Source organism: Roseivivax sediminis (genome assembly GCF_900112685.1).
In the GTDB taxonomy this organism is placed as follows: Bacteria; Pseudomonadota; Alphaproteobacteria; order Rhodobacterales; family Rhodobacteraceae; genus Roseivivax; species Roseivivax sediminis.
This window is the reverse complement of record NZ_FOMS01000007.1, coordinates 185,872-203,329: the sequence shown is the minus strand read 5'-3', so window position 1 is coordinate 203,329 and position 17,458 is coordinate 185,872. Positions and strand designations below refer to the sequence as shown.

15 protein-coding genes are annotated in these 17,458 nt (G+C 69.4%); 12 read left to right on the top strand and 3 right to left on the bottom strand.

The genetic code is table 11. The features are described from left to right. Positions 1–3 precede the first annotated feature (3 nt). Positions 4–1,683, top strand: coding sequence for an ABC transporter ATP-binding protein (locus F3H57_RS12790; protein WP_149756302.1), 1,680 nt, complete (start codon positions 4–6; stop codon positions 1,681–1,683). A gap of 4 nt (positions 1,684–1,687) precedes the next feature. Here F3H57_RS12790 and F3H57_RS12785 read toward each other — a convergent pair whose 3' ends face one another. Both F3H57_RS12785 and F3H57_RS12780 read right to left on the bottom strand, forming a co-directional pair. After that, positions 1,688–1,960 carry a hypothetical protein gene (locus tag F3H57_RS12785; protein ID WP_149756301.1) on the bottom strand — a complete coding sequence of 91 codons (273 nt, stop codon included), beginning with the start codon at positions 1,958–1,960 and terminating at the stop codon, positions 1,688–1,690. Then, positions 1,923–2,210: a BrnT family toxin gene (locus F3H57_RS12780; RefSeq protein ID WP_149756300.1), complete on the bottom strand. Its 288-nt coding sequence runs from the start codon at positions 2,208–2,210 to the stop codon at positions 1,923–1,925. Before F3H57_RS12780 ends, F3H57_RS12785 begins: the two co-directional genes overlap by 38 nt. Positions 2,211–2,383: 173 nt before the next feature. On the opposite strand from F3H57_RS12780, the gene F3H57_RS12775 reads away from it, so the two are divergent. Genes F3H57_RS12775 through cysG form a run of 6 tightly spaced genes read left to right on the top strand, consistent with a single transcriptional unit; the run spans position 2,384 to position 11,067 of the window. Beyond that, complete coding sequence (locus F3H57_RS12775; protein WP_149756299.1) at positions 2,384–3,319, top strand: GAF domain-containing protein; 936 nt, start codon at positions 2,384–2,386, stop codon at positions 3,317–3,319. Positions 3,320–3,334: 15 nt separating this feature from the next. After that, complete coding sequence (nirB, locus tag F3H57_RS12770) at positions 3,335–5,776, top strand: nitrite reductase large subunit NirB (protein WP_149756298.1); 2,442 nt, start codon at positions 3,335–3,337, stop codon at positions 5,774–5,776. Next, a complete protein-coding gene (gene nirD, locus F3H57_RS12765; protein ID WP_149756297.1) occupies positions 5,773–6,105 on the top strand; it encodes a nitrite reductase small subunit NirD in 333 nt (110 codons plus the stop codon). The genes nirB and nirD overlap by 4 nt, the downstream gene beginning before the upstream one ends. Further along, a complete protein-coding gene (locus tag F3H57_RS12760) occupies positions 6,102–8,735 on the top strand; it encodes a nitrate reductase (protein WP_149756296.1) in 2,634 nt (877 codons plus the stop codon). Before nirD ends, F3H57_RS12760 begins: the two co-directional genes overlap by 4 nt. Continuing rightward, positions 8,732–9,682, top strand: coding sequence for a glycosyl transferase family protein (locus tag F3H57_RS12755; RefSeq protein ID WP_149756295.1), 951 nt, complete (start codon positions 8,732–8,734; stop codon positions 9,680–9,682). The genes F3H57_RS12760 and F3H57_RS12755 overlap by 4 nt, the downstream gene beginning before the upstream one ends. Before the next feature lie 11 nt (positions 9,683–9,693). Further along, a complete protein-coding gene (gene cysG, locus F3H57_RS12750; protein ID WP_149756294.1) occupies positions 9,694–11,067 on the top strand; it encodes a siroheme synthase CysG in 1,374 nt (457 codons plus the stop codon). 132 nt (positions 11,068–11,199) lie between these two features. Here the strand turns inward: cysG and hemN are convergent, their stop codons facing one another. After that, entirely contained in the window at positions 11,200–12,546 is a 1,347-nt protein-coding gene (gene hemN / locus F3H57_RS12745; protein WP_149756293.1) for an oxygen-independent coproporphyrinogen III oxidase, read from the bottom strand. Positions 12,547–12,616: 70 nt separating this feature from the next. On the opposite strand from hemN, the gene fnrL reads away from it, so the two are divergent. The 5 genes from fnrL to ccoP all read left to right on the top strand — a co-directional run bounded on the left by fnrL (position 12,617) and on the right by ccoP (position 17,449). Next, a complete protein-coding gene (fnrL, locus tag F3H57_RS12740; RefSeq protein ID WP_149756292.1) occupies positions 12,617–13,354 on the top strand; it encodes a transcriptional regulator FnrL in 738 nt (245 codons plus the stop codon). A 549-nt stretch (positions 13,355–13,903) separates the two neighbouring features. Next, a complete protein-coding gene (gene ccoN / locus F3H57_RS12735; RefSeq protein ID WP_149756291.1) occupies positions 13,904–15,499 on the top strand; it encodes a cytochrome-c oxidase, cbb3-type subunit I in 1,596 nt (531 codons plus the stop codon). Positions 15,500–15,505: 6 nt separating this feature from the next. Next, positions 15,506–16,321, top strand: coding sequence for a cytochrome-c oxidase, cbb3-type subunit II (gene ccoO / locus F3H57_RS12730; RefSeq protein ID WP_149756290.1), 816 nt, complete (start codon positions 15,506–15,508; stop codon positions 16,319–16,321). Between the two features lie 10 nt (positions 16,322–16,331). Beyond that, complete coding sequence (locus F3H57_RS12725; protein ID WP_149756289.1) at positions 16,332–16,559, top strand: cbb3-type cytochrome c oxidase subunit 3; 228 nt, start codon at positions 16,332–16,334, stop codon at positions 16,557–16,559. Continuing rightward, the gene (ccoP, locus tag F3H57_RS12720) at positions 16,556–17,449 is read left to right on the top strand and encodes a cytochrome-c oxidase, cbb3-type subunit III (protein ID WP_149756288.1); all 894 of its coding nucleotides are present in this window, start codon (positions 16,556–16,558) and stop codon (positions 17,447–17,449) included. The genes F3H57_RS12725 and ccoP overlap by 4 nt, the downstream gene beginning before the upstream one ends. Positions 17,450–17,458 lie beyond the last annotated feature (9 nt).

Here is a 17,458-nt window from a genome sequence, read left to right as displayed (position 1 = left end):
GTCATGAGCATTCTCAAGTTCGACAATGTCTCCAAGAGCTTCGGCGAGGGCACCCATCGAGAGGACGTGCTGCGCGCCATCGACCTCGAGGTCGCGGAGGGCGAATTCCTCGTGCTCCTCGGGTTCTCTGGGACCGGCAAGACGACGCTGATCAACCTGATGGCGGGGCTCGAGGCCCCGACCTCTGGCAGCGTCACCTTCCGCGGCAAGCCGGTCGAGGGGCCGGGGCCGGAGCGCGGCGTGATCTTCCAGAACTATTCGCTGATGCCGTGGCTGACCGTCGCGGGCAACGTGCGGCTGGCCGTTGACACGGTCTTTCCGAACCTCTCGGGCGCGAAGAAGGCCGAGAAGGTGGCGCATTACGTGAAGATGGTCGGTCTCGGCCATGCCGCGTCCCGCCGCCCGGCAGAGCTGTCGGGCGGCATGCGGCAACGGGTCAACGTGGCCCGCGCGCTGGCGATGAACCCCGAGGTTCTGCTGCTCGACGAGCCGCTCTCGGCGCTCGATGCGCTGACGCGCGCCAACCTCGCCGACGAGATCGAGCAGATCTGGGAGCAGGACAAGAAAACCTGCGTTCTGATCACCAACGACGTCGACGAGGCGATCATCCTCGCCGACCGGATCATCGCGCTCAATCCCGACGGCACGCTCGGGCAGGAGTTCCGCGTGTCGATCCCGCGTCCCCGCGACCGCGGCGAGATGAACCACGACACCCGCTTCCAGACGCTGCGCGCCGACGTCACGAAGTACCTGATGGATGTCGGCATCGCCTCCAAGGTCGAGGAGACGCGCCGGCTGCCGGACGTCACGCCGATCCACGAGCTGCCCAAGGCGCAGGCCAGGGCGACCGAGGGCATGATCGAGGAGCGCTTCCTCGACTTCTCCCAACTGCACAAGGTCTACCCGACGCCCAACGGCCCGCTGACCGTGGTCGAGGATTTCGACCTGAAGATGAACAAGGGCGAGTTCGTCTCGCTGATCGGTCATTCCGGCTGCGGCAAGTCCACGGTGCTGACCATGGCGGCCGGGCTCAACGACATCTCCGAGGGCGCGATCAAGCTCGACGGCCGGCACGTGGAGGGCGCGGACCCCGAGCGCGCCGTGGTCTTCCAGTCGCCCTCGCTCTTCCCGTGGCTCTCGGCGAAGGAGAACGTGGCGGTCGGCGTCGACCGCGTCTACCCGCGCGCCAGCCAGTCCGAGCGGCAGGAGGTGGTCGAATACTACCTCGAACGGGTGGGCCTTGCCGACGCGATGGACCGCCCGGCGCATTCGCTCTCCAACGGCATGAAGCAGCGCGTCGGCATCGCGCGCGCCTTCGCGCTCTCGCCGAAACTGCTGCTTCTGGACGAGCCGTTCGGGATGCTCGACAGCCTCACGCGCTGGGAGCTTCAGGAAGTGCTGATGGAGGTCTGGTCGCGCACCAAGGTCACGGCGATCTGCGTGACCCACGACGTCGACGAGGCGATCCTTCTCGCCGACCGCGTGGTGATGATGACCAACGGCCCGCAGGCCACCATCGGCAAGATCGTCAACGTCGACCTGCCGCGCCCGCGCACCCGCAAGGCGCTGCTGGAGCACCCCGACTACTACCTCTACCGCGAGCAGGTCCTGACCTTCCTCGAGGAATACGAGCACGGCGCGACGCCCAAGGCGAAGGCCGTCGGCAAGAAGGAGGCGGCGTGATGGCCTATTCCGCGGCCACCCCTGCGAGCTTGCCGAATGCATCGTGCACGCGCTGCTCGAACCCGGGCCGGTTCGGGGCGAACGGTGTCAGCATTTCCTTCGGGATGCCTAGCGCCGCCGCCTCCCTGAAGATGCGCTTGCGCCGGAGCAGGAAGCGCGACGCTTCGAGCGGGCCGCCGAACTCGGCCACATCCACGGCCCACGCGGACTCGTACTCCGTCCATTCCGGGCTGAGCGCGTCAGAGGCTTCCGAGGGATCGTCCGGTTTCTGCGACATAGGCGCGGCGTTCTCTGCGATTGGCTTTCCTGAGAGATATAACCCTCAGTCGGTCGTCGCGCAAAGTATAGACGAGGATGTGAAGCCGTCCGTCGATCGTGCCACGGGCCAGGAACCTGTCCTCACCGTAATCGGTCCGGTCGTCGGTGAAGATCTGGGCGGTGGACCAGTCGATGCGCCGCGCGTCGGCGAAGTCGATCCCGCGCGCCGCGATGTTGTGCCGGTTCTTGGCCTCGTCCCATTCCCACATGTCGCAGTGACCACAAAATGTTGCTGTGCACGGCCAAAACACGACGAATTCAACGTGTCAGGCAAAATGTATGTTTCTGTGGAAAGCTATGTATTGGGCGTGCCGATCCTTGAACTACCGCATGTAGAATCTAAGCGAGGGCTTCGGTCCCCTTGCCACGGAGGACCGCGCTAATGGATGCCGCCGTTCAAACCAAAACCTTCGTGGAGGTCTCCGAGGTCTGGGTCCCCGAGGGCGACACGCTGCGGCTCTCCGGGGGCGATTACGGGCCCATGCGGGCGTTCGAGGAAGCCTCCCGCCGCACCAGCTTCGCCAGGGGCGAGGGGTTGCCGGGCCGTGCCTGGGCCGAGGGCAAACCCATCGTGCTCAAGGGCTTCGACGGCTCGTACTTCAAGCGCACCGAGGCCGCGAAGGCAGCCGGGCTGACCAGCGCCGTCGCCATCCCGGTCTTTGCCGGCAAGTCGCTGAAGGCGGTGCTGGTGACGCTCTGCGCCGATGACGACACGTGCACCGGCGCCATCGAGGTCTGGACCGAGGCCGAGGGCCTCCTGATGCTGGACGACGGCTATTACGGCGCCGCCAAGCACTTCGAATGGGTGTCGCAGCACACGCATTTCCCCAAGGGGCAGGGGCTACCCGGCGGGGTGTGGGCGAGCGGCACGCCGACGCTGATGCGCGATCTCGGCTCGGGCTACCGCTTCATCCGCGCCGACAGCGCCGGCAAGGCCGGGCTGACCACCGGGCTCGGCCTGCCGGTGCCGCGTCCGGGCGGTGAGACCTGCGTGCTGACGCTCCTGTCGGCGCGCGGCACCCCCATCGCGCGGCGGTTCGAGATCTGGGACGCGCGCGCCGCCAAGGTCGGCAGCCGCGGCGGCGCGGTGCTGATCGACGGGCTTTGCGAGCGCGAGGGCCCGCTCTGGACCGATGACACGCAAGAAGAGCCGCGGCGCGTCGCGGCCTGGCAGGGCGCCATCGGGCGCGTGCTGGGCTCGGGCGTGCCGCTGGCCGAACCCGCCACCCAGGCCGCCGGGCACGGCTATGCCTCCCTGGTGGCGCTTCCGATCTTCCGCGGCGACGAGATGGCCTTCGTCGTCGCCTGGTATTGCTGAGAAAGCGAGGGACAGATGACCCGGAACCTCGTCGTGATCGGTGCCGGCATGGCCTCTGGCCGTGCGCTGGAGCACCTGACGGACACCGCGCCGGACGACTGGAGCATCACGCTCTTCAACGCCGAGCCGCGCGGCAATTACAACCGCATCATGCTCTCGCCCGTCTTGTCGGGCGAGAAGAGCTATGCCGAGATCGTCACCCATGACGACGGCTGGTACGAAGAGCGCGGCATCGCCTGCCGGTTCGGGGAAAAGGTGCAGCGCATCGACCGGGACCGGAAGGTCGTCGTCGGAGAGCACGGGGAGGTGCCCTACGACAAGCTTATCCTCGCCACGGGGTCGAGCCCGTTCATCATCCCGTGCCCGGGCCATGATCTGCCCGGCGTGATCGCCTATCGCGATCTCGACGACACCAACGCGATGATCGAGGCGTCGGGGATGCAAGGCGCGAAAGCGGTGGTGATCGGCGGCGGGCTTCTCGGCCTCGAAGCCGCGGCGGGCCTGCGTCTTCGGGGGATGGAGGTGACCGTGCTGCACCTCGCCGGGCACCTGATGGAACGCCAGCTCGACGAGGCGGCCGGCTACCTGCTGCAGAAGGATCTGGAATCGCGCGGCATCACCGTAAGGACCGGCGCCTCGACGAAGGAGATCGTCGGAGAGGACCGGGTAGAGGCCGTCCGGCTGGAGGACGGCACGGAACTCCCCGCCGATCTCGTGGTGATGGCGGTCGGCATCCGGCCCGCCGTGCAGCTTGCCAAGGAGAGCGGGCTGGCCACCGGCAAGGGCATCCACGTCGACGACGCGATGATCACCTCGGACGAGGACATCCTTGCCGTGGGCGAGTGCATCGAGCACCGGGGCGCGATCTTCGGCCTCGTCGCGCCTCTCTATGATCAGGCGAAGGTCGCGGCGCAGACGCTGATCGGGGAGGCGGCGGAGTTCCGGCAGAAGCAGCTTTCGACCAAGCTCAAGGTCACCGGCGTCGACCTCTTCAGCGCAGGGGATTTCGCCGACGGCGAGGGGCGCGAGGACATCGTCTACCGCGACCCCGCGCGCGGCGTCTACAAGCGGCTGGTGATCGAGGACGACAGGCTGATCGGCGCGGTGATGTACGGCGACACCGCCGACGGCAACTGGTTCTTCGGTCTCATCAAGGACGGCGAGGACGTCTCGGAGATGCGCGAGACGCTGATCTTCGGCCCCGCCTACCAGGGAGGAGGGGCCACAGCGGACCCTTTGGCCGCCGTTGCAGCCTTGCCGGCTGACGCAGAGATCTGCGGCTGCAACGGCGTCTGCAAGGGCCGGATCGTGGAGGCGATCGAGGGCGGGGCCACCAGCCTCGCCGACGTGAAGGCGACGACGAAAGCGTCGGCTTCCTGCGGGACCTGCACGGGGCTCGTCGAACAGGTGCTCGCCGCGACGCTCGGCGACGACTTCGCCATGCCGACGGCGCAGCCGATCTGCGGCTGCACCGAGCTCACGCACGAGGATGTGCGGCGCCTCATCAAGGCGCGCGAGCTGAAATCGCAGCCGGCGGTCTGGCAGGAGCTTGGCTGGTCCACGCCGAACGGCTGCCATGTCTGCCGCCCGGCGGTGAACTTCTACCTGCTGGCCGACTGGCCGCTCGAATACGCCGACGACCCGCAGAGCCGGTTCGTCAACGAGCGCAAGCACGCCAACATCCAGAAGGACGGCACGTTCAGCGTGGTGCCGCGCATGTGGGGCGGGATCACCACCCCGCAGGAGCTGCGCGCCATCGCCGACGCGGCCGAGAAGTACGACGTGCCCACGGTGAAGGTCACCGGCGGGCAGCGCATCGACCTTCTGGGCGTGAAGGGGGAGGATCTGCCGAAGATCTGGGGCGATCTCAACGCCGCCGGCCTCGTCTCGGGCCACGCCTATTCCAAGGGGCTGCGCACCGTGAAGACCTGTGTCGGCACCGATCATTGCCGGTTCGGCACGCAGGATTCCACCGGCCTCGGGGTGAAACTGGAAAAGCGGCTCTGGGGTTCGTGGACGCCGCACAAGGTGAAGATGGCGGTTTCCGGCTGCCCCCGCAATTGCGCGGAGGCGACGTGCAAGGACGTCGGCATCGTCTGCGTCGACAGTGGGTTCGAGATCGGCGTCGGCGGCGCCGCCGGCATGGATGTCAAGGAGGTGGAGCCGCTGGTGAAGGTCGCCACGGAGGACGAGGCGATCGAGTGGACCGTCGCCTTCGTCCAGCTCTACCGCGAGCACGGCAAGTATCTCGACCGGCCCTACAAGTGGCTCGCCAAGGTGGGCCTGCCGTGGGTGCAGGAGACGCTGGGCGATGCGGAGACGCGTGCCGCGCTGGTCGCGCGGTTCGACCTGTCGCAATCGGTCTACCAGAAAGACCCATGGGCCGAACATGCCACCCCCGAGGCGGAGCGGACATTCGCCCCGCTCGCCGATCTGACCCTGGAGGCTGCGGAATGAGCTGGATCGACCTTGGCGCCATCGACGACGTGCCCGAACGCGGCGCGCGCATCGTGCGGACCCGCGCGGGCTGCGTCGCGCTCTTCCGCACCGGGCCGGAGGAGGTCTTCGCCGCCTCCAACACCTGCCCGCACAAGGGCGGCCCGCTCTCCGAGGGCATCGTGCACGGCCGCAAGGTCACGTGCCCCTTGCACAACTGGGTCTTCGACCTGGAGACCGGGGAGGCGGAGGGCGCCGACGACGGCCGCATCGCCACCTACCCGGTTCGGCTAGAGGGCGGGCGCATCCTGATCGACGGCGACGCGCTCGCCGTGGGGCGCGCGGCATGAGCGTGGGCCCCGAGATTGCCGCTGAGGTGCGCTCCACCTGCCCCTATTGCGGGGTCGGGTGCGGTATCCTGCTCCGGCAAGACGGGGCAGGGGGCGTCGCGGTGAAGGGCGACCCGGAGCATCCAGCGAACCGCGGGCGCCTGTGCTCAAAGGGCGCCGCGCTGGGCGAGACGGTGGGTCTGGAGGGCCGGCTGCTGGCGCCGCAGGTGAACGGGCAGGAGCGCGGCTGGGACGAGACGCTGGACCTCGTCGCCCACCGCTTCCGCCGGACGATCGCCGATCACGGGCCCGACAGCGTCGCCTTCTACGTCTCCGGCCAGATGCTGACAGAGGATTACTACGTCGCCAACAAGCTGATGAAGGGCTTCATCGGCTCGGCCAATATCGACACCAATTCGCGGCTCTGCATGGCCTCCACGGTCGCGGGGCACCGCCGCGCCTTCGGCACCGATACCGTGCCCGGCACCTACGAGGATCTCGAAGAGGCGGATCTGATCGTGCTGGTGGGCTCGAACCTCGCGTGGTGCCACCCGGTGCTGCACCAGCGGGTGCTGGCGGCCAAGGCGGCGAAGGGCACGAAGATCGTCGTGGTCGACCCGCGCCGCACGGCGACCTGCGACGGCGCGGATCTGCACCTGCCGCTGGCGCTCGGCTCCGACGTGGCGCTGTTCAACCTCCTGCTCGCGGCGATCTACGAAGGCGGCGCGTTCGATCGCGATTACATCAGGCAGGTGGAGGGTTTCGACGCGGCGGTGACCAAGGCGATGGCCGCCTCCGCCGAGCCGACCGGCCTGCGCTCCGACCTGATCGCGCGGTTCTGCAAGATGTGGCTCGGCCACGAGAAGGTCGTGACCGTGTACAGCCAGGGCGTGAACCAGTCGAGCGCCGGCACCGACAAGGTCAACGCGATCCTCAACTGCCACCTCGCCACGGGGCGGATCGGCAAGCCGGGGATGGGGCCGTTCTCCGTCACCGGCCAGCCCAACGCGATGGGCGGGCGCGAGGTCGGGGGCCTTGCCAACATGCTCGCCTGCCACATGGCGCTGGAGGATCCCGGCCACCGCGCCGCCGTGCGGTCCTTCTGGGACGCGCCCGCCGTGCCCGACCGGCCCGGCCTCAAGGCGGTGGAGATGTTCCGCGCCGTGGCCGAGGGCCGGATCAAGGCGCTCTGGGTGATGCACTCCAACCCCGCCGTGACCCTGCCCGAGGCCGACGCGGTGCAGGACGCCATCGCCGCCTGCGACTTCACCGTGGTCTCGGACATCACCGCGGAGACCGACACCGCGCGGGAGGCCCATGTGCTCCTGCCGGCGGCGGCGTGGTCCGAGAAATCGGGCACCGTGACCAATTCTGACCGCACGATCTCGCGCCAGCGGGCGGTGCGCGCGGCGCCGGGGCAGGCGCGGCCCGACTGGTGGCACATGGCCGAGATCGGCCGCCGCATGGGCTGGCCGCGCACCTTCGACTATTCCGGCCCGGCCGAGATCTTCCGCGAACATGCCGCCCTGTCGGGGATCGCCGGGGGCTTCGGGCTCGACTTCGACATCTCCGGCCTCGCCGGGATCTCCGACAGCGATTACGACCGCCTGGCGCCGGTGCGCTGGCCGGTGGCCTCGCGGCAGGGCGGACGGTTTTTCGCGGACGGCCGGTCCTTCCACCCCGGCGGGCGGATGCGCATGGTGCCGGTCGCGTGGCGCGCGCCGGCCGCGCGCCACGCGCCGCGCTTTCCCTTCCGGCTCAACACCGGGCGCATCCGCGACCAGTGGCACACGATGACCCGCTCGGGACTCTCGCCGCGCCTGTCGGCGCACCTCGCCGAGCCGTTCGTGGAGATCCATCCGGCCGATGCGCGCCGCCTGAAGATCGCGCCCGACACGCTGGCCGAGGTCACGAGCCCCTCGGGTCGCGCCATCCTGCGCGCTCAGGTGACCGACTCGGTGCAGCCCGGCACGGTCTTCGCGCCGATGCACTGGACCGGTCAGACCGCGCCCTCGGGCCGGATCGACGCGCTGGTCGCGGCGGCGACCGACCCGATCTCGGGTCAGCCCGAAAGCAAGGCTTCGGTCTGCGCCGTTGCGCCCTTCGCGGCCGGCTACTACGCTTTCGCGGTGTCGGCTTCGATGCCGGCGCCGCGGGACGATTACTGGGCGCGGGCAAGGACGGCCGCCGGTTGGCGGGTCGAGATCGCCGGGCGCACCCCGCCCGCGGACTGGGATGGGTGGGCGCGCAGCCTCTTCGACCTGCCGGAGGCGGCGGCGGAATCTGTGGTCGACCCCGCGCGCGGAGCCGCGCGGATCGCCTTTCACGACGGCGGCCGGTTGCTCGCGGCGGTCTTCGCGGGGCCGGAGCCGCTGGGCCTGATGCGCGACCACCTCGCCGGCCTGCCGGGGGCCGAGGCGCCGCACGCGCTCAGCGGGCAGGCGCCGGCGGACATGCCGGATCCGGGGCCGACGCTCTGTTCGTGCTTCGGGGTCGGGGTCAACACGATCCTGACGGCGATCGAGACCGAGGGGCTGATGAGCGTCGAGGCGATCGGCGCGGCGCTCTCGGCCGGAACCAATTGCGGATCCTGCCGGCCCGAGATCGCGGCGCTTCTCGACCGGGCCGGCCGAAAGGAGGCAGCGGAATGAGCCTGGCACCCTATGTGCGCATCCTCGCCCGCGGGCAGGGCCGCGCGCGGTCCTTCACCCAAGACGAGGCGCGCGAGGCGATGACGCTGATGCTGCGCGAGGGGGCCGACCCGGAGGCCGTCGGCGCCATCCTGATGCTGATGCGGATGAAGGGCGAGACGGCGCCCGAGATCGCCGGTTTCACCGATGCCGCGCAGGCCTCGCTGCCCGGCTGGACCGGTCCGGCACCCGCGCTCGACTGGCCGAGCTACGCCGCCGGCCGCACGCGGGGCCTGCCGTGGTTCCTGCTGTCGGCGCGGCTGGTGGCCGAGGCCGGATATCCCGTGCTGCTCCACGGCTGGAACAGCCACCAGGGGGAGTCTGCCTCGGTCCGCAATGCCCTGCCGGCGCTGGGCATCGCCGAGGCCCGCGCCCCGGCAGAGGTCGGCCCGGCGCTGGAGGGCACGGGCATCGCCTATCTGCCGCTAGAGACCCTCTCGCCGCCGCTCTTCGCGCTCCTGCGCCTGCGCGACAAGCTCGGCCTGCGGTCCTGCGTGAACACGGTGCTGCGCATGCTGAACCCCGGTGGCGCCCGCGCGGCGGTGCAGGGCGTGTTCCACCCGCCTTACCGAGAGCTTCAGGCCGACGCCGCGGCGCTTCTCGGCCTTGCCGATCTCACCGTCCTGAAGGGCGGCGGGGGCGAGTTCGAACACCATCCCGCCAAGGACATCCAGACCTTCGGCCTGCGCGGCGGCGCGCCCTGGACCGGGACAACCGGCATCCAGACGATCGGCCACCAGCGCCTGAGCGACGCGCCGGACACGCCCGGCGCGCTCTGGGAAGGGACCCTGCGCGATCCCTTTGCCGAAGCCATAGTGCTGTCGACCGCAGACCTGGCGCTGGACACGCTGGGCGCGGAGGCCGACGCCGGCACGCTCTGGGCGGCCCGGCGCAGACTCGCGGCCTGACGGAGGACCCGATGAAAAGCTTTCCCATGTTCATCCGCACCACCGGCCGCCGCGTCGTGATCGTCGGTGGCGGCGAGGAAGCGGCGCAGAAGACCCGGCTGATGCTGAAGACCGACGCCGCCATCACCCTCGCCGCGCCGGACCTGGAGGCAGAGCTTGCGGGCCTCGTCGCGAACGGCCGCGCGCGCCACGATCCCGCGCCGCTGACGCCGCAGACCTTCGCCGGTGCCGCGATGGCCTTCGTCGCCACCGGTTGCCCGGGCCTCGACGCCGCGGCGCATGGGCTGGCGCAGGCGGCGCGCTGCCCGGTCAACGTCGTCGACCGGCCCGAACTGTGCGACCTCACCACGCCGTCGATCGTCGACCGCGATCCGGTGGTCGTCGCTATCGGGACGGAGGGCACCGCCCCGGTGCTCGGCCGCCAGATCAAGACGCAGGTGGAGCGGATGCTCGCGCCCACTCTCGGCGGCTACGCCGCGCTCGCCGGCCGCCTGCGCGGCGCCGTCGCCCGCGCCGTGCCGCGCGAAGGGCGCCGCGCTTTCTGGGCCTGGGCCTTCGACGGCCCGGCGCGCGACGCCTGGGAGCGCGGCGCGGAGCGCGAGGCGGCTAGCCGCCTCAAGGACGCCATGTCAAGGGCGCCCGCGCCCCGTACCGGCTCCATCGCCTATGTCGGCGCCGGGCCGGGCGCACTCGATCTTCTGACCATGCGCGCCGTCGCGCGCCTGCAGGAGGCGGACGTGATCTTCCACGACCGCCTCGTCGATCCCGGCGCGCTGGAGCTTGCCCGCCGGGACGCGGAGCGCGTTCATGTCGGCAAACAGGTCGGCGCCCACGACTGGCCGCAGGAGCGGATCGACGCCGCCGTCGTCGCCGAGGCCCGCAAGGGCCGGCGGGTGGTGCGGCTGAAATCCGGTGATCCCGGCATCTTCGGACGCCTCGCCGAGGAACTCGCCGCCGCCCGCGCCGCCGGCATCGAGGTGGAGATCGTGCCGGGCGTCACCGCCGCGTCCGCTGCTGCGGCAGAGGCCGGCATACCCCTGACCTCGCGCGGGCAAAGCGACACGCTGGTCCTCGCTACCGGCGCCGCGCGCGCCGGCGCGCCCGATCCCGACTGCCTGCGCCATGCCGGCCCCGGCACCACCACGGCCTTCTACATGGCGGCGGCGAAGGCCGGGCGGATCTCGGCCGGCCTCATGGCGCGCGGCCTGCCCGCCGAGGCGGAGGTGGTCGTGGGTCACCGCGTCTCCAAGCCCGGCGGGCGCAGCCTGCGCTGCACGCTTGCCGATCTGCCGGCGGCGCTCCGGCGCGAGAACGTCACCGGCGTTGCGACGATCCTCGTCACCTGGCCCGCCAAAACAGAAAGCGCCGTGATCGCCGCCGAATGATCCCGCCACTCCGCGTGACCCATGTCGGGCCATTCGCGCGGCCGCAGGTTCATCCGGCCGAATAACCCCCCCCCGCCGAGGCTCCCGAACGTGCCGCCAGCGCTTTCGCCGGGCCGCCGGGCGCGCCGCCGCTCAGCTGGCTTGGCTGTAGAGGTTCGTCGCCGGCGCGAAGCCCGGATCGAAGCGCGCCGCGACGAGCCTCAGGGCCGCCGGGCAGGTGATGTGCAGAACCTCGCCCGCCAGTCTGCCAGCGCCCGGAAGCTCTTCGAGCGCTGCGCGCGCAATGGCCAGAAGCGGCGCGACCGGCGCGCGGTGGCGACCCGTGAGCGCGCCGAGATCGACACGCCCATGGCACATGAGGCGTTCGATCACCTCCGCAACCAGCCGGTCGCGGTCGCTCAGCGCATGACCGCGCGCGGTGGCGAGGCGGCCCGCGTCGATGGCCGCCTGCCAGGCGCCGGTTGCCGGGGCGTTCTGCGCGAAGCCCTGGGTGAAGCGCGAGATCGAGGACGGGCCGAGGCCGACCAGCGTCGCCGCGCCGTCGGTCGTGTAGCCCTGGAAATTGCGCCGCAGCGTTCCGTCGTCGGCGGCGCGCGCCATGGCGTCGCCGGGGCGGGCGAAGTGGTCGATGCCGATGGCGCGGTAGCCGGAGCCAGTCAGCATCTCACGCGCAAGGTTCGCCAGTTCCAGCCGCTCCACCGGGCGGGGCAGCGCCGCTTCCGGGATCATCCGTTGCCGGCGTGCCATCCACGGCACGTGGGCATAGCCGAAGAGCGCGAGCCGGTCGGGCGCGAGCGCGAGAACCTCCTTCAGCGTTGCCGCGAGCCGCTCCGGCGTCTGGTGCGGCAGGCCGTAGACCAGGTCGACGTTGAGGCTCCGCGTGCCGCGGGCGCGGGCCGCCTCGACCACCCGGGCGGTCGCGTCGACCGGTTGCGTGCGGCCGATGGCTGCCTGCACCGCGGGGTCGAAGTCCTGCACGCCCAGCGACACCCGCGTCATGCCCAAAGCCCGCAGCGCATCGAGCCGCGCCTCGTCGCACTCCATCGGGTCGATCTCGACACTGATGTCGGCCTCCGCCGTCGGAGAGAACGCACCGTGCAGGATCTCCGAGAGTCGCGCGATCCGCTGCGGCGACAGAATCGTCGGGGTGCCGCCGCCAAGGTGCAGGGTGCGCATCGTGGTGCCGCGGGGCAGGGCGGCCGCGACCATGGCCGTCTCGCGGTCGAGGTGATCGAGGTAGCGGTCGAGCGGGGTGTCGGTCGTCGTGCCCTGCGTGCGGCAGGCGCAGAACCAGCATAGCCTGCGGCAGAACGGCACGTGCACGTAGACCGAGATCGGGTCCCCCTGCGGCACCGCGGCAAGCCATTCCGCCATGTCGGCGGGGCCGACATCCGCCGAGAAGCGGTTGGCCGGCGGGTAGCTGGTATAGCGCGGAACGCGGGCATCGAGCAGGGCGGTATGCAGCGGATCATCGGTCATGACGCGACGAATGGCCGTATCGGACCGATCCCGCATTGATGCAGATCAAGCAGTTATTTACACGGGAGCCATGGACCTGACTCTCGCCAAGGAATCCTGCCTGCACTGTCCCATCCGGCATCGCGCCGTCTGCGCCGAAGCGGACCGGAGCGAGCTGGAGCGGCTGGAAGCGGCCAAGAGCTACCGCACCTTCCCGCGCGGCACGATGCTGGCGGAGGCCGGAGAGCCGCTCGATCACCTGTCGTCCATCGTGGCGGGCTGCGCGACGATGTCGCGCACCTTCGCGGACGGGCGACGCCAGATGGTCGGCCTCCTGTTGCCGTCGGACTTCATCGGACGTCCGGGGCGGCCGACCTCGGCCTACAACATCGAGGCGGCGAGCGAGGTGACGCTATGCCGGTTCGAGCGGCGCATGTTCGAGGAGCTCGTGACCAGCGCGCCCAACATCGCACACAGGATGCTGGTGATGACGCTCGACGAGCTTGACGCCGCGCGCGACTGGGCGGTGGTGCTGGGCCGGATGACGGCGCGCGAGAAGGTGGTCAACTTCCTCGTCAATCTCGCCCGGCGCGAGGCCGCGGCCCATGACGGTTCGGTATCGGGCGGCGCCGTGGCGCTGCATCTGCCGCTGTCGCGAGAGACCATCGCCGATTACCTGGGCCTGACGATCGAGACCACGAGCCGCCAATTCTCTGCCCTGCGCAAGGACGGGCTGATCGCGACCCCGTCGGCCCGCGATGTACAGATCCCCGATTTCGAGGCCCTGGCGCTAGAGATCGACGACGATGACGGCGGCGTGATCAGCTGACGCCCGGCGGGGGGGCGTGGCCGGGGCATCGGCGGAGGTCGGGTCGTTCGTTCCGCCTTCGGGGACGCGAGGCCCGGGCCACGCGCTTGTTGACTGAAGCACGCGCTGGCGACAGCCGCGCTCCGTCCAGTGCGGCCCCGGTCGGAGCCGAGGGCGCAGCGGCGGCTCTGTTGCGAATGTGTGCCGCCGGTGCGATCGCGACGGGCGGGTCGGTCCTTCGATGCTCGCCTCTGCCGCTCGTTTCCCTTGGCCGCCTGACGTTACAACCCCCTGATATCGAACATCGAAGGAGCCGGCGAGCTGCCGGTTCCGGCCTGGGGCGCAACCGTGACGCGTGCAGGTCACACCGATACACGTCATGCCGGTCCCGCGCCCCACGCCTCTGGACGCGGAATTTCACGACTGCGTAACCTTCCTCATGCAAGTCAACTCTGACCGGCCCGTAACACCGGGTTGATGCAGATCAAGGCGTCTGCCCCGGCGGATGGTGTCTACGGGCCGCGGACTCCGCCGGTCGCGGCGGACAACAATCGTGGGGACAGCACCGACATGAACATCTTGCGCATGATAGTTTACGGGCTGATCGTGATCTTCTCTGCCATAGCGGCGGATTGGGGGCGCGACCTGGCCTACAGCGTCCACGCGGTCATCATCATGGTGGTCGCGGCGGGGCTGCTGCTGTGGGAGATCCGCAGCTACGACGAACCGGCGGTCGCGGCCGACCGGGCCGGCTACATGGACGGGCCGATCCGGGCCGGCGTGATCGCCACTGCCTTTTGGGGCATCGCCGGCTTTCTGGTCGGCACCTTCATCGCCTTCCAGCTGGCCTTTCCCGGCCTCAACTTCGACTGGTCGCAGGGCTACGCCAATTTCGGCCGCCTGCGGCCGTTGCACACCTCCGCGGTGATCTTTGCCTTCGGCGGCAACGCCCTCATCGCGACGTCGTTCTACGTGGTTCAGCGCACCTCCGCGGCGCGGCTCTGGGGCGGGAACACTGCGTGGTTCGTGTTCTGGGGCTACCAGCTCTTCATCGTGCTCGCCGCGACCGGATATCTCCTGGGGTCCACCCAATCCAAGGAATACGCAGAGCCCGAATGGTACGTCGACATCTGGCTGACCATCGTCTGGGTCGCCTACCTCGCCGTCTTCCTCGGCACGATCATCAAGCGGCGCGAGCCCCACATCTACGTCGCCAACTGGTTCTTCCTGGCGTTCATCGTCACCGTCGCGATGCTGCACGTCGTCAACAACCTGTCGATCCCGGTGTCGATCTGGGGTTCCAAGTCGGTGCAGGTCTTCGCCGGCGTCCAGGACGCGATGACCCAGTGGTGGTACGGTCACAACGCCGTCGGCTTCTTCCTGACCGCGGGCTTCCTCGGCATGATGTACTATTTCGTGCCGAAGCAGGCCGGGCGCCCGGTCTACAGCTACAAGCTGTCGATCATCCACTTCTGGGCGCTGATCTTCCTCTACATCTGGGCGGGTCCGCACCACCTGCACTACACCGCGCTCCCCGACTGGGCCGCGACGCTGGGCATGGTGTTCTCGGTCGTGCTGTGGATGCCGTCGTGGGGCGGCATGATCAACGGCCTGATGACCCTCGAAGGCGCGTGGGACAAGATCCGCACCGACCCGATCATCCGGATGTTCGTCGCTTCGCTCGCCTTCTACGGTATGTCGACCTTCGAAGGGCCGATGATGTCGATCCGCGCGGTCAACAGCCTCAGCCACTACACCGACTGGACCATCGGCCACGTGCATTCCGGCGCGCTCGGCTGGAACGGGCTCATCACCTTCGGCTGCCTCTACTTCCTGACGCCGAAGCTCTGGGGACGCGAGCGGATGTATTCCATGGCCGCGATCAACTGGCACTTCTGGCTCGCCACTATCGGCATCGTTCTCTACGCCGCGTCGATGTGGGTCACGGGCATCATGGAAGGCCTGATGTGGCGCGAGGTCGACGCCAACGGCTTCCTCGTCAACTCCTTCGCCGACACCGTCGCCGCCAAGTTCCCGATGTACGTGGTGCGCGGTCTGGGCGGGGTCCTCTACCTCTCCGGCGGACTGATCATGGTCTGGAACATGTGGATGACGATCCGTCAGCCCGAAGCCCGGCCGGTCAACGCCCCCGTGCCTGCGGAGTAATCACCGATGACAAACGAAAAGATCCCCCCGGCGGACCAGGACCCCAAGGTCACCCAGCCCGATGACGGCGGCATCCCGAACGAGCTGCCGCACCACACCAAGCTGATCGACAAGCACGCGATCCTGGAGAAGAACGCCACGCTCCTGCTCGTCACCTCTTTCCTCGTCGTCACCATCGGCGGCATCGTGGAGATCGCGCCGCTCTTCTGGCTCGAGAACACGATCGAGGAGGTGGAGGGCGTGCGCCCCTACTCGCCGCTCGAACTGGCGGGGCGCGACATCTACATCCGCGAAGGCTGCTACGTCTGCCACAGCCAGATGATCCGGCCGATGCGCGACGAGGTGGAGCGGTACGGCCATTACTCCCTGGCGGCGGAATCGATGTACGACCACCCGTTCCAATGGGGCTCCAAGCGGACGGGGCCCGACCTCGCCCGCGTCGGCGGGCGCTACTCGGACGAATGGCATGTCGACCACTTCATCAACCCGCAAAGCGTCGTGCCCGAAAGCGTCATGCCGAATTACGACTACCTGATGCGCGCGGATATCGACGGGCAGTACATCGAGGACCTGATGGCCACCCACAAGCTGGTCGGCGTGCCCTATTCGGACGAGATGCTGGAGGCGGCCTATACCGACTTCCACGTCCAGGCCGACCCGATGGGCGACTACGACGGGCTTCTCGAACGCTACCCGGGCGCGCAGGTGCGCAACTTCGACGGCCAGCCCGAACTGACCGAGATGGATGCGCTGATCGCCTATCTGCAGATGCTCGGCACGACGGTCGATTTCTCGACCTTCGTCGCCGAGACCAGCCGGTAAGGAGGACGTCATGGACACCTATTCCCTCATGCGCCACTTCGCCGACAGCTGGGCGCTTCTCGCGCTCTTCGGCTTCTTCGTCGGCACGATCCTCTTCGTCCTGCGGCCTGGCAGCCGCGCGATCCACCAATACGCCGCGCGCTCGATCCTGAGGGACGACGACGCGCCCCCGCGCGAGGACGCCCGCGAGGGCGGAGGAGCGGGCCGGACCAACCTCTCCGAGGAGCGCGAGAGATGAGCAGCGACAAGAGTAACAAACCCGAGGACCAGGACGTCGAGACCACCGGCCACAGCTGGGACGGCATCCAGGAATACAACAACCCGCTGCCGCGCTGGTGGCTCTGGACCTTCTACGCCACGATCGTCTGGGGCGTGATCTATACCATCCTGTTCCCCGCCTGGCCGCTCGTCTCGGGCGCCACGGCCGGGGTGCTCGGCTGGTCCACGCGCGAGAACGTCGCGCAGGAAATCGCGGCGGTGCGCGACGCCAATGCCGACATGCGCCAGGGCATCGTGGACACCGAGCTTGCCGCGCTCGAGGGCGACCCGGACCTGCACGGCTTCGCCGTCAACGCCGGCGCTGCCGTCTTCCGCAACAATTGCTCGCAATGCCACGGCTCGGGCGCGGCTGGCGCGACGGGCTATCCCAACCTCCTGGACGACGCCTGGCTCTGGGGCGGCACGATCGAGGAGATCGCCTATACCGTGCGCCACGGCATCCGCAACGAGGACGACCCCGACGCGCGCTACAGCCAGATGCCCGCCTTCGGCGACATCCTCGCCGAAGAGGAGATCGAGACGCTCGTCACCCATGTCCAGGGCCTCTCGGACGGCGGCGACCCGCTTTCCGGGCCGGGCGGGGAGCTTTTCGCCAACAACTGCGCCGCCTGCCACGGCGAGGACGCGCGGGGCATGCAGGATCTCGGCGCGCCGAACCTGACCGATGCGATCTGGCTCTACGGCAGCGACGATGCGGCGATCCACCAGTCGATCTCCGAAGGGCCCTTCGGCGTGATGCCGGCTTGGGGCGAGCGGCTGGGCGAGGCTGAGGTGCGGGCGGTGGCGGCCTATGTCCACCAGCTCGGCGGGGGCGAGGCGCCTGAGGAGAGCGTGGACGCCCCCCAGTGACGCGAACGC